Annotated in this window: 10 protein-coding genes; 3 read left to right on the forward strand and 7 right to left on the reverse strand. The window is 58.9% G+C overall.

The annotated features are described in order from the left end of the window. The 3 genes from WAW39_RS07270 to WAW39_RS07280 form a co-directional block, all read left to right on the forward strand. Nucleotides 1-1,732, forward strand: a 1,732-nt coding sequence (locus WAW39_RS07270) for an acyltransferase family protein (protein ID WP_422317281.1), incomplete at its 5' end; no start/stop codon positions are given. Nucleotides 1,733-1,961: 229 nt separating this feature from the next. Then, nucleotides 1,962-3,302 (forward strand): DUF1501 domain-containing protein, encoded by a 1,341-nt coding sequence (locus WAW39_RS07275; protein ID WP_422317283.1) that lies wholly within the window; start codon nt 1,962-1,964, stop codon nt 3,300-3,302. Further along, nucleotides 3,302-4,792, forward strand: coding sequence for a PPC domain-containing protein (locus WAW39_RS07280; RefSeq protein WP_422317285.1), 1,491 nt, complete (start codon nt 3,302-3,304; stop codon nt 4,790-4,792). Before WAW39_RS07275 ends, WAW39_RS07280 begins: the two co-directional genes overlap by 1 nt. Nucleotides 4,793-4,880: 88 nt before the next feature. Here WAW39_RS07280 and WAW39_RS07285 read toward each other — a convergent pair whose 3' ends face one another. The 7 genes from WAW39_RS07285 to WAW39_RS07315 form a co-directional block, all read right to left on the reverse strand. After that, complete coding sequence (locus WAW39_RS07285) at nt 4,881-8,456, reverse strand: hydantoinase B/oxoprolinase family protein (protein WP_422317287.1); 3,576 nt, start codon at nt 8,454-8,456, stop codon at nt 4,881-4,883. Further along, nucleotides 8,453-9,166, reverse strand: a complete 714-nt coding sequence (locus tag WAW39_RS07290; protein ID WP_422317289.1) for a tetratricopeptide repeat protein — start codon at nt 9,164-9,166, stop codon at nt 8,453-8,455. Before WAW39_RS07290 ends, WAW39_RS07285 begins: the two co-directional genes overlap by 4 nt. A 27-nt stretch (nt 9,167-9,193) precedes the next feature. Beyond that, nucleotides 9,194-9,628, reverse strand: a complete 435-nt coding sequence (locus tag WAW39_RS07295) for an NYN domain-containing protein (RefSeq protein WP_422317291.1) — start codon at nt 9,626-9,628, stop codon at nt 9,194-9,196. 94 nt (nt 9,629-9,722) lie between these two features. Then, a complete protein-coding gene (locus WAW39_RS07300; RefSeq protein WP_422317293.1) occupies nt 9,723-10,520 on the reverse strand; it encodes a PIG-L deacetylase family protein in 798 nt (265 codons plus the stop codon). Between the two features lie 79 nt (nt 10,521-10,599). Then, complete coding sequence (locus WAW39_RS07305; protein WP_422317295.1) at nt 10,600-11,493, reverse strand: sugar phosphate isomerase/epimerase family protein; 894 nt, start codon at nt 11,491-11,493, stop codon at nt 10,600-10,602. A gap of 156 nt (nt 11,494-11,649) precedes the next feature. After that, on the reverse strand, nt 11,650-12,564 hold the full coding sequence (locus WAW39_RS07310) for a dihydrodipicolinate synthase family protein (protein ID WP_422317297.1): 915 nt from the start codon (nt 12,562-12,564) through the stop codon (nt 11,650-11,652). A gap of 66 nt (nt 12,565-12,630) precedes the next feature. Further along, nucleotides 12,631-14,617 (reverse strand): DUF7133 domain-containing protein (locus WAW39_RS07315; RefSeq protein ID WP_422317299.1); only part of this gene is annotated, 1,987 nt, incomplete at its 5' end.

A 14,617-nucleotide genomic window follows, 5' to 3' on the forward strand; every position in this document is an offset into this window, starting at 1 on the left:
GCAGTTTTGGGAGCGGCGCATCCGGCGCATCCTGCCCGCGCTGTGCGTCGTGCTGGTGTTTGTTCTGGTGACCACCTGGATGTTTTACCTGCCTGAGGATTTCAAACAAGCAGGCCAGTCTCTTCTGTACCAGGCGCTGATGGCTGCCAACTTTTACTTTCGGGGAAATGGCGACTACTTCGCTCCGGCGGCTGAAACGAAGCCTCTGCTCCATACTTGGTCACTGGCAGTGGAGGAGCAGTTTTATCTGTTCTTTCCGCTGCTGCTGACCTTCCTCATGCGGTCCCGGTCCTCCAAATGGAAGCACTACATTCTCGGGATCACCCTTGGCTCATTCATCCTCGGGTCGGTCGGTGCCTATTCATCTCATAATTATCGTTCAGCCTTTTACCTTCTGCCATTCCGTGCCTGGGAGCTGCTTGTCGGTGTATTGCTGGCCATCTACTGCCCAAGACCCCAAGTCAAAAGGTGGGTGAGTGAGGCATCCGGCCTTCTGGGGCTGGGGCTGATCTGCATGACGATGCTTGCTTATAATGATCACATGCACTTTCCAGGCCCTGCAGCACTGGCCCCATGTCTCGGAGCGGCGCTCATCATATTTTCGAGTGGCTCAAGTCCCTCTATCGTCGGCAGACTGCTTTCATTCCCGCCTTTTGTCTTCATAGGACTGGTGTCCTACTCGCTGTATCTCTGGCATTGGCCTTTGCTGACATTGTCCCAGTATCTCTCCGCTCATGAGCTGAGCACTTCCAGCCGCATCCAGTTGCTGTTGCTGAGCTTTGTACTTGCCGTGCTCTCCTGGAAACTAATCGAAACGCCTTTCCGTCGTCGACAGTGGCTTGGTGAACGCCGCCAGATTTTTAAATTTGCAGGGATCACCACGGCATTGTTTCTCGCCCTGGCGTCCACAGTGTGGATTTTCAATGGCTTTCCTGCGCGATTCCCCGCCAAAGCACTCGCGTATGCCTCCACTCATATGGACAACCAGACTCAGGATGGTTACAAAAAGTTTCACGACCAGGCCGGCACGTTCCAAGGCAACGGTTGGAATTTCATCGAGTTTGGTTCTGACAAAGTCACCCAGCCGATCAGCCTGCTTCTGTATGGAGACAGCCATGCCGCAGCGGCCGCTCCTGCCTTGGACCTTGTCTGCCGCGAGGCTTCGCTGCGTGCTCTCATGCCAGCCCGTCGAGCGACTCCTCCGGCCGTGAAGAACAGCCCCACTCCCTATCAACCGCCCAGCAAAAGGGCGCCCAAAGTCTCCGAAGATATTGTGGACTTCGTTGCCGAGCAGCACATCAAACATGTCATCTTCATCTGCAGGTGGAAGCTCTATGGGCCATTGGACGAACTCAGAGACGATCTTGTCAACTCAACGCGCGCCCTCATGGCGGCAGGTGCCCAGGTGATCGTGTTCAAAGGTCTGCCCGAACATGACAGTGACGTACCCCGTGTGGCTGCTCTCACCGTTTTGCGGAAGGGCGACTTTGACACTCTTGGCACCAGCGAGGAGCAGCACCGAAAGGCCAGCGCCCCAATGGATGAGATCTTTGCCAAACTCACTGAGATGGGAGTCACGGTGGTGGATCCGTCCGATCTCTTTCTCAACAGCAGCGGCAACTATCGTGTGATTCAGAATGACAAACTCCTCTACCACGACAACAACCACCTCACACCCGCAGGGGCGGAACTCTTGGTTCCTTTTTTCAGGTCTCTGGTACAAAAGTTTTAAAGCATTCCATTCACGCTGAGGGCATCGAAATTCCACGAGAAGGGCCTGAGGTCGAAAGCATTGACCAATCCCGTGCATTGGCTTCTCGTTCAGCCGACCGGCAAGCCAGTGCTTCTCTACGGCCAAGAACGATGAAGGGCCGGCTGCGGACACCGGCGTCACTAATTGAGCAGGACTTTTGACCACCCTCGCAAGAATGCCTGATATTTCGCGTAGTCTGATCCTACCAATGACTCGTTTTACTCACAACTGCGCCGGTCATATGCGGCGTGATTTTCTGAAGCTCGGTCTCACCGCTGCCGGTGGCGGCTTGGGCTTCACAGATCTGCTGCGTGCACGAGCCATGGCGGCGCAGGCTCCGCAGCCTTCGATCGCTCGGCCCGTAAACTGCATTCTAGTGTGGCTGGATGGTGGTCCCTCGCACTACGAGATGTTTGATCCGAAGCCGGATGCTCCGAGTGAGATCCGGGGTTCATTGGGCACGATCCCGACCAGTGTTCCAGGGGTGCGCTTCTCTGAAAGTGTGCCTCACCTGGCCAAAGCAGCGGACAAGTTTACCGTGCTGCGCAGCGTGACGCACAAGGATCCGAACCACGGCGGCGGCAATCATTACATGATGACGGGTGCGCCGACACCGGTTCCGGTGGGCTGCGGTGCCTTTGTGACCTTTCATCCATCTTTTGGCAGCGTGGTGAGCTACAAGCGTGGCATCAAAAATGGCCTGCCAGCCTACATGACACTGCCGAGCATCACCCGCAGTGGTGGTCCGAATTTCCTCGGTGCAGAGCATGCTCCGTTCGTTGCCGGAGGTGACCCGAATTCGAAGGGCTTCAAGGTGCGCGACGTGGTGCTGCCTTCCGAAATCAGTGATGCACGTGGACTCGCACGCCGTGATCTGCGCCATTCGCTGGACCGCATGAAGCGTCTGAATGATGCCGTGGCGGAAGATCCGGCGGTGAGCTTTGACACTTTCTACGGTCAGGCAGTGGATCTGATCGCCTCCAAGCCGGCTCAGGAAGCTTTCGATATTTCGCTGGAAGATGAGAAGACGCGGGATCTCTCCGGCCGCAATGATTTGGGCCAGCGCATGCTGCTGGCACGTCGTCTCGTGGAAGTGGGCGTGCCTTTTGTCACCGTGAACTACGGTGGCTGGGATCATCACCGCGATCTGTTCAAGACCTGCAAAGGCGAGTTCATGAACAAGTTTGACCAGGGCATGGCAGGACTGATCACCGACCTTGACCGCCGTGGTCTGTTGGAAAGCACGCTTGTCGTTGCACTCGGAGAATTTGGACGCACGCCGAAGATCAACAAGGATTCGGGCCGCGACCACTGGCCGGGCGCGATGAACATCCTGTTCGCAGGCGCTGGAGTTCCACGTGGCGGCATCGTCGGTGCCACCGATCCGAAGGGCTACTACGCCAGTGACAACATCTATTCACCGGAAGATTTTGCCGTGACGCTTTACACCAAGCTTGGCATTGATCCGCACCAGGTGCTGCACACAGGCAGCGGACGTCCGGTGCAGTTGATCAACGGCGGCAGGCCCATCCGCGAGCTGTTTGCGTGATGCGCCGGGAACTGACGAATGACGAATGCAGAATGACGAATGGCCGCCGTGTGCTGGCTTTCGTCATTCTGTGTTCCACCTTCATCACTTCGGCCTATGCAGCTCCGCATGCGTTTGAAAGTCTGTTTCCAGCAGGAGGGCAGATTGGCAGCCGGGTCGAGACGCTAGTGAGCGGCAAGGGGCTGGAAAAGGAGACGCTTCTGGTCTGGAGCAGCGATCCTCATGTGGTGGTGCTGGGTGGTGACAAGCCGAAGAAGTTCTATCTGAACATCGCCAAAGATGCTGTGCCTGGCCCGTGCTTGATCAGGCTGTACAACGAAGCGGACGCCTCCCCGCCGCGCATCATTGAGGTGGGCAAATTTGAAGAGGTGCTGGAAAAGGAGCCGAATGACACGCTGGCCGATGCCAAGCAGGCTGAGGGCAAGATGAATGTGACCTTCAACGGCGTGCTGGAGAAGGCGGGCGATGTGGACACCTTCGCCATCCGGGCGCAGAAGGGGAAACGCATCCGGTTTGATCTGCATGGTTATGCTTTGGGTTCACCGATGGACCCCGCGATGCGGCTGCTGAACGAACGGGGCGTTGAGATCGCTGCCGGGCATGACACGCACAATCTTGATCCGCGCATTGAATACACGCCTGCTGCCGACGGCGCTTTGTTTGTGCAGCTTTTCGCGTTTGCACATCCGCCTGCGGCAGATGTCGCCCTCAAAGGCAGTGCCAGTCATGTGTATCGGCTCACGGTGACGGATGAGGCGAAGGCCGTGGCGGCTTTGAGCCAGCCGGGGAAAATCACGCTGCCTGCGGTGCTCAATGGCTGCATCAGCAAGGCGGCGGAAGAGGATGCCTATACGTTCACTGCGAAGAAGGGTGATGATTTGCAGATCAGCGTGCGCGCACAACGCATGCGCAGTCTGCTGGATGCCACGCTGCGGATCGAGGATGAAACGGGGAAATCTCTGCAACAGGCGGATGATGTCGACAAAGACAGCCTGGACCCCACTCTGCGCTGGAAGGCGCCGAAGGATGGTGAGTTTAAACTCGTCGTTGGCGACCGGTTTCAACATGGCAGCGCGGAACATCTTTATGAGCTGACGGTGAAACCTTTCGTGGCTTCGCTCACGGCCACGCTCGATACGCATGCCTATCGGCTTGAGGCTGGAAAGTCGGTGGAGGTGAAGATCACGGTAAAGACGAACGGCACCTACGCAGGAAAGATCAAAGCGCAGGCGGTGCAACTGCCTGCAGGTGTCACGGCGGAGAGCGTGGATGTGCCGGCGAAGGGTGGAGAGGTGAAGCTGACGCTGAAGGCGACAGCGGAGGTGGTGGTGAATCAGGCACCGTTTGCCGTGGAGATTGTGACCAGCGCACCGGATGCGGTTGAGACAGTGAAGGCGAGCTATGCGATTCCGTTTACTGAGCCGCGAGGGGATTTGCTGATCATGACTGACACGCATCCGTGGCTGACGGTGGTGGCGAAGAAGCCGTGAGGTGCGAGCTTCGCACAGGGCAGGCTTGTGCGGTGAGGTTGGGGATATTTGAGGGCGCTGGTCGACAGGCAGGAGTGCCTGTCGTACTTCAAGCGGCGGGGCCGCTTCCCCAGGCACCGCCGCCGGGGGTTTGGATGGTGACGCGGTCTCCGGGCTGGACGGGGAAAGAGGTGCAGCCTTCGAGTGTTGTTGATTGACCATCACGCAGCAGGGTTTGGTGGCCGGTCTTTCCTGGGCTGCCGCCATGGAGGCCGAAGGGGGATTCCACGCGATGCTGGGTGAGGAGGCTGACGGTGAGAGGGGCGAGGAATTCGAATTCGCGGATGACTCCATCTCCGCCGCGCCAGTGTCCCTGGCCGCCGGAAGCGCGGCGGATGGCGAACTGGCGGAGACGCACGGGGTAGCGTTGTTCGATGATCTCGGGATCGGTGATGGCGGTGTTGGTCATGTGCGTGTGAAGCGCACTGGCACCGTGGTAGCCGTCGCCAGCACCGGAGCCTCCGGCGATGGTTTCGTAGTAACCGAAGCCGGCTCCGCCGAAGAGGAAATTGTTCATGGTGCCCTGACTGCAGGCCTGGAGGCCGAGGGCTTTGATGAGGGTATCGACGAGGCGCTGGCTGACTTCGACATTGCCGCCGACAACAGCGGGATCGCGTGCAGCATCGCCAGTGAAGGTGGGATTGAGCAGGGATTCGGGGCAGATGATTTCCACGGGCTCCATCAGTCCTTCATTCAGCGGCAGGTCTTCCTGCAGCATGAGGCGCATCACGTACAGAACGGCGCTGCGCACGATGGCGGTGGTGGCGTTCAAATTGCGCGGATGCACTCCGGAGGTGCCAGTGAAATCGAGGATGAGTTTGCCCTCGAACTTGCACATGGAGACGGCAATGGTGGAGCCGTCATCGAGTTTCTCGGCAGCGGAGATGGCTGCGGGCAGGCGCTCGATTTGTGAGCGCATGACCTGGGCGGAATGATCCAGAATGCTCTGCATCATGGGCTGCAAGGAGTCGTCTGAAAGCGCACGCAGACGCTCGGTGCCGTGCAGATTGGCGGCAAGTTGGGCGTGCAGATCGGCGAGGTTGTCAGCGAGATTGCGCGTGGGATGGATGGCGGAGGTGAGCAGGGTGCTGATCTCATCGAAGCAGGAGACGCCGCCGCGAATGAGGTGACGTGGCGCGATGACGACGCCTTCCTCGATCAAGCGAGTGGCATTGGCGGGCATGGAGCCGGGCGTGATGCCGCCGATCTCGGCATGGTGCGCGCGATTGGCGATGTAGCCGATGAGCGAATTGTTTGAATCATGCACGGGCGTGATGAGAGTCACATCGGGAAGATGCGAGCCACCGTAGGCGGGGTGATTGGTGATGATGGTATCGCCCGGCTGCATGGCGACGGCTTGTGCGACTTCGCGCACACAGACGCCGAGAGCTCCGAGATGCACAGGGATATGCGGAGCGCTGGAGAGCAGGCGTCCGTGGGGATCGAGCAACGCGCAGGAGAAGTCGAGGCGCTCGCGGATGTTGGTGGAAATGGCGGTGCGGCAGAGGAGGGCACCCATATCGCTGACGATGGAGTGGAAGCGATGGCGCAGGAGATCGCGCCCCAGCGTGGGTGGCGGGCCTGACATCTGATCACAGCGCAGCACATGGCCAAAGCCTGTGACCTTTTCCACGCGCCAGCCGGGTGCGATGACAATGGTGCTGAAGGCATCCTGGATCAGCGCGGGGGCTGGTTCGAGAGGCTGGGCGTGAAGTGCTGACCCCAAAGAGGATCTCTGAGGTTCTCGCAGAATGATGCGCAGACTGACGAGTTCGATCTCGCGTCCGGCAGGCGGTTTGTAACCAAACAGGCGTTCGTAAACGGCGGCGTAGAGATGCGGCAGGTCGGCGGGATCTTGAAACTCCACCTGCAGCGGTGTGTCCTGGCCTTTGAGGCGAAGTTCGGCGATTTGTGTGCGCTCTCCGTGTGGCAGGGCTGCGAGTTCGGCTGGCAGGATGTTCAATGCAGACGTCAGCGGCAGACGGATTTCTTTTTCGATGATGCGTTCCGGCACGGCCTCCTGCAAGCCAACGGCGCTGAGGATGCCGGCGTGCTCAGGGACGAGGATCGTCTGCATGCCGAGGGATTCGGCCACGGCACAGGCGTGCTGAGGACCGGCACCACCGAAGGCGAGCAGCGCGTGATCTGCGGGAGCAAATCCTTCGCCTATGGAGATGCGGCGGATGGCATCGGTCATGTGCTCGATAGCGAGGCGCAGCAAGGACTGCAGGAGTTCCGCCTCCGTGCCTGTGCCACCGGTTTGTGCATGGAGTTCGCTCAAGCGTCGCTGTGCGGCTGAGATATCGAGTGGGATCGGAGCGCGTGCGGGATCGAAGCGGCCGAGGAGCAGATTGACATCGGTGATGGTCAGCGGGCCGCCTTTGCCATAGCAGGCGGGGCCGGGATTGGAGCCTGCGCTTTGTGGGCCAACAGCGAGACCGTGATGTGTCAGGTGGCAGATGGAGCCGCCGCCTGCGGCGACGGTTTCGATGGCGACGCAGGGCGCGAGCAACTGCATGCCGGCCACATTTTGGGAGAAGCGGTAACCCGGGCGGGTGTCGATGCGGGCCACATCAGTGCTGGTGCCGCCCATGTCGAAGGTGATGATCTTGGTGATGTCGAGGCGGCGTGCGGCATTGGCGGCACCGATGGCTCCTCCGGCAGGACCGCTGAGGAGCATGTCCTTGGGCCGGATGTCATCGGCAGATTTGAGGCCGCCAGCGCTGGTCATCACCTGCATGTCCGGGGACACGCGGCGGATGCCGTTGAGGAAGGACTGCACAGGCGCGTGCAGGTAGGCATCGGCCACGGTGCTCTGGGTGCGCGGCAGGAGCTTGGCAAAAGCGGCGGTCTGATGCGAGAGCGTGAGGTGCGTGAAGCCGCACTCGCGCAGGATGGCGGCGACGCGAAGCTCATGCTGCGGATGGGCATGGCCATGCAGCAGCGAGATGGCGGCGGTGGTGATTCCCTGCGCGATACACTCACGGGCGGAGGCACGCACATGGGTTTCGCTGAGGGGTTCGAGCACCTCGCCAGAGATGCTGATGCGTTCAGGCACTTCGCAGGCGATCTCGTGGAAGATCACGCGGGGTTCGTGCTTCAGCGCGAAGAGATCGCTGCGGCGCTGGTCGCCGATTTGCAGGAGGTCGCCGAAGCCCTGGGTGATGAAGAGGGCTATGCGGCCGCCCTTGTGCTCCAGCAGCGCATTGGTGGCACGCGTGGTGGCGATACGGAGGTTGAGGGAAGGAAACTCGCGCCCGGGCGGGGTGTTGGTGAGAATGCGCGCGCCGAGAACCGGAGCCTCCTCAGCGGTAGTGAGTTCCAGCAGGGTGCCGGGTTGCCATGATGGCGAGGCATCGAGTGTGATCTCTCCTGTGTCATTGTTGAAGGCAGTGATGGTGCGGACTTCCGTGCTGCCGACATCGTTGATGTGGAAGCCTGCAAGGAAACTGGCTGGCAGGGGAGGGAGGCCGGAGAGACGAACATGGATGTTCGTGCTGCTGGCAACGATGGCGCGCAGGTGACCGGTGGAGAGCACTTTGCAGCGTGATTCACGGCCCTGAGGGTCGAGAGCGTGGCAATCTGTGAAGGTGCCACCGGTATCGGCTGCGATGCACCACTTCACGGTTTTTTGGGCGCATCCGGGGGAGTTGCGAAGTCCAGGTCAGGCACCCAGCGCAGTTCCTTGAAGGCATCGTAGTACGGTTCGCAGCTCGGGGCTTTGAAAACAGCCACGCCACGCTTCACCCATTCATTGGCTTTGTTGGGATCGCCTAGGTCAAAGGCAATGGCTGCCTTGCTGAAATAGTAGGCCGGGGTGTCGTCCATGAAGGTGAAATTTTCCGCGATGATCTGGTCGGCGGCGGGGCGGTGACCGAGCTTGAGTTCACACAGCGCCCGTTTGTAATGCACGAGGTGGCGGATGACCATGGGCAGCTTGGGGTAGTCCGTGGCCAGTTTGGTGAAGGACTGGAGCGCGGTGGTGAAATCGTGTTTCACAAAGTAGAACTCAGCGAGATTGAACTTGGGCAGCGGACTTTCCGGCTGGAGCTGCGCGGCTTTTTCAAACTGGGGCAGGGCGAGGTCGAAATCACGACGGCGTGGTGACAGGTAGATGTCGCCGCGCAGGGCATAGATGTCGGCCAGATTGGGGTTGAGCTTCTCGGCAGCATCCAGCTTTTCGAGCGCATCGGTGTAGCGCTGCTTCACGCGCATGTCGCGGGCTTCCAGCAGAAGCTTTTTGACCTCATCTGAAACGGGAGCCTTAGCAGGGGCTTGCGCCAGGGCGGCGGAAACGCCAAGCATCAAAAACAAAAGGGGAAGAATCAATCTCATGGCAGGAGCTTAGAACGTGAATGGGAATCAGGCAAGGCGGGCGCGCATGCTGGTTTCAGCACCATCGCACAGGCTGCGGAGGATTTCAGGGCTGAACCACTCGGCTCCAAGTGACAGAATCGTTTCACGCACCATGCCGTCGGCGGAAACAACGCGCATGGGGCGCTCATGGATGTATTTGGCCACGAGGCGCTCGATGATGGTGTCCGCCGTGGTGCCGGGATCGGCGTAGATGATCTGCAGGCCCTGGGGCTCGCGTTCCTCATTGGTGCCTTGCCTGGCACCATCAAACACGACGACGACCTGCATGCCGCTCATGTCCTGAAGATTGCGCAGGCGTTTGAGCAGCTCCGTACGGGCCAGATGACGCCGGGAGGCGATACGATGCTCACGCTTAAGCTCCGGCCAGGCGTGGATGACGCTGTGACCGTCGACAAGCAGGTAGGTCAGCGGAGCGGGCATGGGGCCGAGTTAAAGGTTTAAGCTCAAGTTTTCAAGCTGGGAGCCAGTGTGCTGCCAACTTTAAACTTTTCGCTTAAACCTTCGAACTTGGAACTCAGACCGGAGTGGCTTTGGCCCGCTCGTATTCCTCATTGATGAGGCAGAGGTCGCCAAGAGCGTCTTTGAGGGGATCGATTTCTTTGGCGCTGAATCCGAGGTGGAGGTGTCTGCGCCAGCCTTCGGCGTATTCGAACCGGCCAGAGAGCCTGCCGATGGAGCGGGAGGACTCGTCCATGCTGATGAGGTAGGAGTCCATGCCCTGGCTGACATCGAGCCAGTGCTTCTGGCTTTCGTGGGCTGCGAGGGATTCGCGCTTGAGCTCGTGAACGCTGGTGGTGTCCACATACTGCCCGGCCTGGAGCTTCTGGCGCAGGGGATCGCACTGGCCGTGAGGCATGGCGTGATAGACGGTCACATCGTGCGAGTAGGAAGGGAGGTGAGGATCGGTCTGGAAATTGGGAATGCAGTGCGAGAACGCAGCGGTGACAGCGAGGCGGCATGCCTGCATGTGATCTTCCATGTAGTCAGCAGGGGCATGAGTGAGGACGATGCTGGGCTGGGCCATGCGCACGACAGCGGCGACTTTGCGCAGGTAAGGCACGCAGTAGGTCAGCTCCAGGTCATCACAGATTGGCGGATAAAAGGTGGCTCCAAGGATGCGTGCGGCTTCTTTTCCTTCTTCGAGACGTTTCTGCGTCGTGGTAGGGCCGTCCATCTGCACGGAGCCGCCATTTCCGGTGCAGAGATTGATGTAGTGGATGTCCCAGCCGCGCTCTTTGAGCAGCAGCAGGGTTCCGGCGGCGACGAATTCGATGTCGTCAGGATGGGCGAAGATGGCGAGGGCGGAGGGCATGGGGGGGATTGTTCTCGGTTCTCGGTTCGTGGTTCTCTGTTAACGGCGAACAGAGAACTGAGAACCGCGAAACTGTTTGTTACATGGCGAAGATTTTGTCCATGCGTTCGGTGAGCATCTTGAGGCCGTTGGGGTTGATGCCGCCGCGCTGTTCGCTGATGGCCCAGCCGGTGTAGCCCACGTCATCGAGGGCTTTCATGATGGCGGGCCAGTTGTTGTCGCCTTCGGTGAGGTCGCAGTCGAAGCCTTTGTAGATGCCTTCTTCCTTCATCTTCTTGGTACTGTACTCTTTGACGTGGATGCGGTTGATGCGCTTGCCGAGCACCTTGATCCACTGCTCCGGCCAGCCGAAGCGCAGCACATTGCCGATGTCGAAATGCCAGCCCACGATGGGGTCTCCCACTTCATCCAGATAGCGCACGGCTTCAAGTGGGCTGAGGATGAAGTTGTTCCAGACGTTCTCGATGGAGATCTTCACGCCGAGCTCTTTGGCCAGCGGCACGGCCTTTTTGATCTCAGCAATGGAACGAGTCCAGGCCACGTCATACGGCACGGTCTCGCTCACCACGCCGGGCACCACGAGGATGGAGTCAGCGCCGTAGGCCTTGGCATCGCGCAGGGTGGTGAGCACGCCCTGCAAACCTTCCTCGCGGATCTTGGGATCGTCATGGGTGAGCGTCTGCTTCCAATGCGTGTGGCAGCACACGCTGGCGGCTTGCAGGCCGGACTGGCCGAGCGCATCGATCACTTCCTGCTGATTGAGGCCGCCTGCAGGCTCGACGCCTTCATAGCCTGCCTCCTTGGCGAATTTGTATTTCTCAACCAGCGTGCCCTTGATGCCGAGCGTTCCGCCCATGATGGCCTTGCGCAGCTTGCGCGCGGGTTTGGCGGCTTCTTGAGCTGTGATGCCACCGGAAGCGGCAAGGAGAGCGGTGGTGGAGAGAGACTGGATGAAGTGACGGCGTGAAGTCATGGTGTGAGAATACGCATATCCATGGCGTGAGTTGTCACAAACCGTCAATACAAACTTCCCGCATTAGGCAATGCCTAATGCGGGAAGTGCAGTGTTTTGTTGAAGCAATGATCAGCGGTGGTTAGGAGCCACTGACTGCTATTGCAAACTCCCGGCTCAGCCGTTCTTGGCCAGCAATGCCTTGGCAGCTTTCTCGATCTTCGGCAGCAGGTTGGCTGGAAGTTCGGTGAGAAGAGGAAGAACGGGGCCGGTCTGGGCAACGCCGGAGAGCTCGACGGCGTGATGCAGCACGAGGATGGGGCTGTGGGCATTGCGCAGGTCTTCGAGGGCGACGAATTCCTCGCGGATCTTTTCGGCGGTGTCCCAGTCTTTCTTCAAGATGGCCTGGAGCAAAGCGGTGGAGCGGGAAGGGGCGATGCAGACGCAGCCTGCGGTGAAGCCGGTGACGCCGAAGTCACGCAGATGGATGATGGATGGCTGCTCGCCGATGCCGCTGACGATGAGCTTGGTGTCCACCAGCTTGATGAGCTTCTTGAGATAAGGGTCCTTCTTTGGATCAGGCTCGACAATGGCGTATTTGATCCAGGAGATCAGGCCGTCATTGACGAGTTCGGCGGCGAGCTCGGGAGTGATGTAGGAACCGTCCTTGATGTAAAGTACGGCCTTGATGCCGGACTTCTCCACGAAATGGCGAATGGCGGTGGCGACACCGGCAGGCTTGGAGGGGAAAAGCGTGGGCAGCAGCATCGCGGTGGGGAAGGCGAACTCGCTGAGAATCTTGGCCTGATCCATTGCGGTGCCATACATGGGTCCAACGGAGGGAACGATCCACATGTCCTCAGGTGCCACATCGACCAGCATCTTCAGCAGGGAGTGGTACTCGCTGGGGGCGATGTTGTAGAGATTGGCATTGCCTCCATAAAGCAGCGTGCGGATGCCGCCTTTGTACATGTGCTTGATCAGGCGGCTGTTTTGCGACTTGGCCAATGACAGATCTTTGTTCCGGCAAAGTGGCGGCACAGCGATGACGGAGGACTGCAGATCTTCAAAGGTAACGGGGGTGGTCTTCATGATATGTTCACAGGAGCGCAGACAGCGACGGCTGCAAAGAAAAACCGGTTCAGTTTTAGGGGATGGTTACTGTCCCTCAATGAAGCTAAGAAGATCAGCCATGTCTGCAACGCTCATGCCGGTCTCCAAACCTTCCGGCATCAGGCTCTGCCCAGTGGAGCTGCTGCCTTTGATCTCCGAACGCTGGAGTATCTTTTCAATGCCGCCCATCATCTTGAGGGACATGCTGGATGCGGTGTCATTCGTAATAATTCCAGCCAATGTCTGACCGTCCTTTGTATTGACCGTATAGGCAATGAACTGAGAGGCAACCTCCTTGTGGGGTTCAAGGATTGCCGTAAGAAGAGCCTCGCGTCCCTTGGTTTTTACCGTAATCAAATCCGGGCCCACCTGCAATCCCATGGTTCCTGCACGATGGCAGGCCACACAACGTGCCATGTACTGCATCTGGCCTTTCTTGGCGTCGCCATGGGCGGCGATGGCGGGTTTGAACTTCGCAGTCACCTCTTCACGCGATGGCGGGATGACGGAGGCCAGCGCTGTTTTTGCCGAGGCGGCGACTTTGGGGGACTTGTGCTTGAGGAGCGCCTGGACTTGGGACGCTGAGAACTCCGTCGGTTTTACCGCGCTGGATTCCAGCAAGGCCAGGGCGCGATCTTCGCGGGCGAGGAGGGCTTCGAGAGCGGCTTCTTTGGCTTTGGGGCCGAAGCTGGTCCAGCCTGTGATTAGCACCTTTGTCACTTCAGGTGAACTGTTCTGTGCCAGTACTCGAATCGCAGTTGCATGAATCGCGTCGGGCTCTTTCTCGCCGAGGGAATGGATCAGCGCGTCCAGCGACTCTTTTGACGAAGAATAGCCAAGAAGTTCAATGGCATTGATGCGAGATGCCTCAGTAGCCTTGGTGTCCTGAATGGCTGCTGCTGCCTTGGTGAATACCGCAGTCAAATGATGACCGGTATCTGCTTGTTCCATGGTCAAACCGCCCCGTTTAAATCCCCTGGCAAGTGCCGCAATCGTCTCTGGTTCTGGCCAATTTGAAATGACTTCAACTAGCGAGTCCGGAGTCCAACCGGAGGACTGAACATTTGGGGGTGCCTTCTTTGAAGTGGCCGCAACATAAGCTGCTGCGGCTTCAAAAATTTTTGCTCTTTGGGAGAGGGTGAAATTGATAAATGTCGCCTTCTTCTTGTTCATGCGAGAATTCAAAATGGGAAGTGCTGCATCCGGTGCCGATGCGAGATAGGCATCGAGAATTTTATCACTGCCCGCCAGCTGCATATCCAGTGAATGAATCATGTCCAAGCAGCGGGGGGCCGCCCCCAAACTTAACACAAATTGATAAAGCACGCGAGGGTCTGAGGAACGTTCGACATTTTTCCAACCTTGGGTGCCAGGCTTGGCTGGTTCGGAGGTTTTGGTCACATTGCTTTCACTCATCTGCAATCCTGCGATCTGGACATTGACATCGGTGTCTGAGATAGCCGCATTGACCACATTCCAGGTCAATTCCCCCATGCCTTTCAACACACCTAGTGCATGCAACCTTGCCAGCGCAGGAAGGGAGGTGGCTTCAGCGACTTGCTTGGTTGCCAGACTGTCAGCATTTCGGAAAAGCGCTGTCAGCAGAGGCACGGCCGCCTTGTCCTGCCGCTCAAACAGCAGACGCTGCGCGGTATCACGATGCCAGCCGTTTGGGTGGCCGAGGGTCTTCACGAGTTCTTCGGTGCTCATTTTACCCATCGTCACCTTCTGGCCGATGCGCTCTGCGCCCTTCTCTGGAACGATGCGGTAGATGCGGCCGCGGTTGTTGCCGTTGTTGAGGTCGATGTGTTTTTTGATCTCGTCGGGGATGCTCCAAGGGTGCTCGATGACCTCGCGGTACATGTCGCAGATGTGCAGGCAGCCGTCGGGGGCGTTGGCGAAGTTCACCACGCGCACCCAGGTGTCCTTGCTGGCGGCGAACTCAAAGCCGTGTTCGTCGGCAGGGCGTTCGCCGATCAGGCTGATGCCATCGGGCGAAGGCTTGATGAGCTTGCGATGCACGAGCTGGCCG

Source organism: Prosthecobacter sp. (genome assembly GCF_049294395.1).
Lineage (GTDB): Bacteria > Verrucomicrobiota > Verrucomicrobiia > Verrucomicrobiales > Verrucomicrobiaceae > Prosthecobacter.

Coding starts and splice junctions, on each gene's coding strand:
- WAW39_RS07275 (WP_422317283.1), top strand. CDS start 1,962: ATGACTCGTTTTACTCACAACTGCGCCGGTCATATGCGGCGTGATTTT.
- WAW39_RS07280 (WP_422317285.1), top strand. CDS start 3,302: ATGCGCCGGGAACTGACGAATGACGAATGCAGAATGACGAATGGCCGC.
- WAW39_RS07290 (WP_422317289.1), bottom strand. CDS start 9,166: ATGAGATTGATTCTTCCCCTTTTGTTTTTGATGCTTGGCGTTTCCGCC.
- WAW39_RS07295 (WP_422317291.1), bottom strand. CDS start 9,628: ATGCCCGCTCCGCTGACCTACCTGCTTGTCGACGGTCACAGCGTCATC.
- WAW39_RS07300 (WP_422317293.1), bottom strand. CDS start 10,520: ATGCCCTCCGCCCTCGCCATCTTCGCCCATCCTGACGACATCGAATTC.
- WAW39_RS07305 (WP_422317295.1), bottom strand. CDS start 11,493: ATGACTTCACGCCGTCACTTCATCCAGTCTCTCTCCACCACCGCTCTC.
- WAW39_RS07310 (WP_422317297.1), bottom strand. CDS start 12,564: ATGAAGACCACCCCCGTTACCTTTGAAGATCTGCAGTCCTCCGTCATC.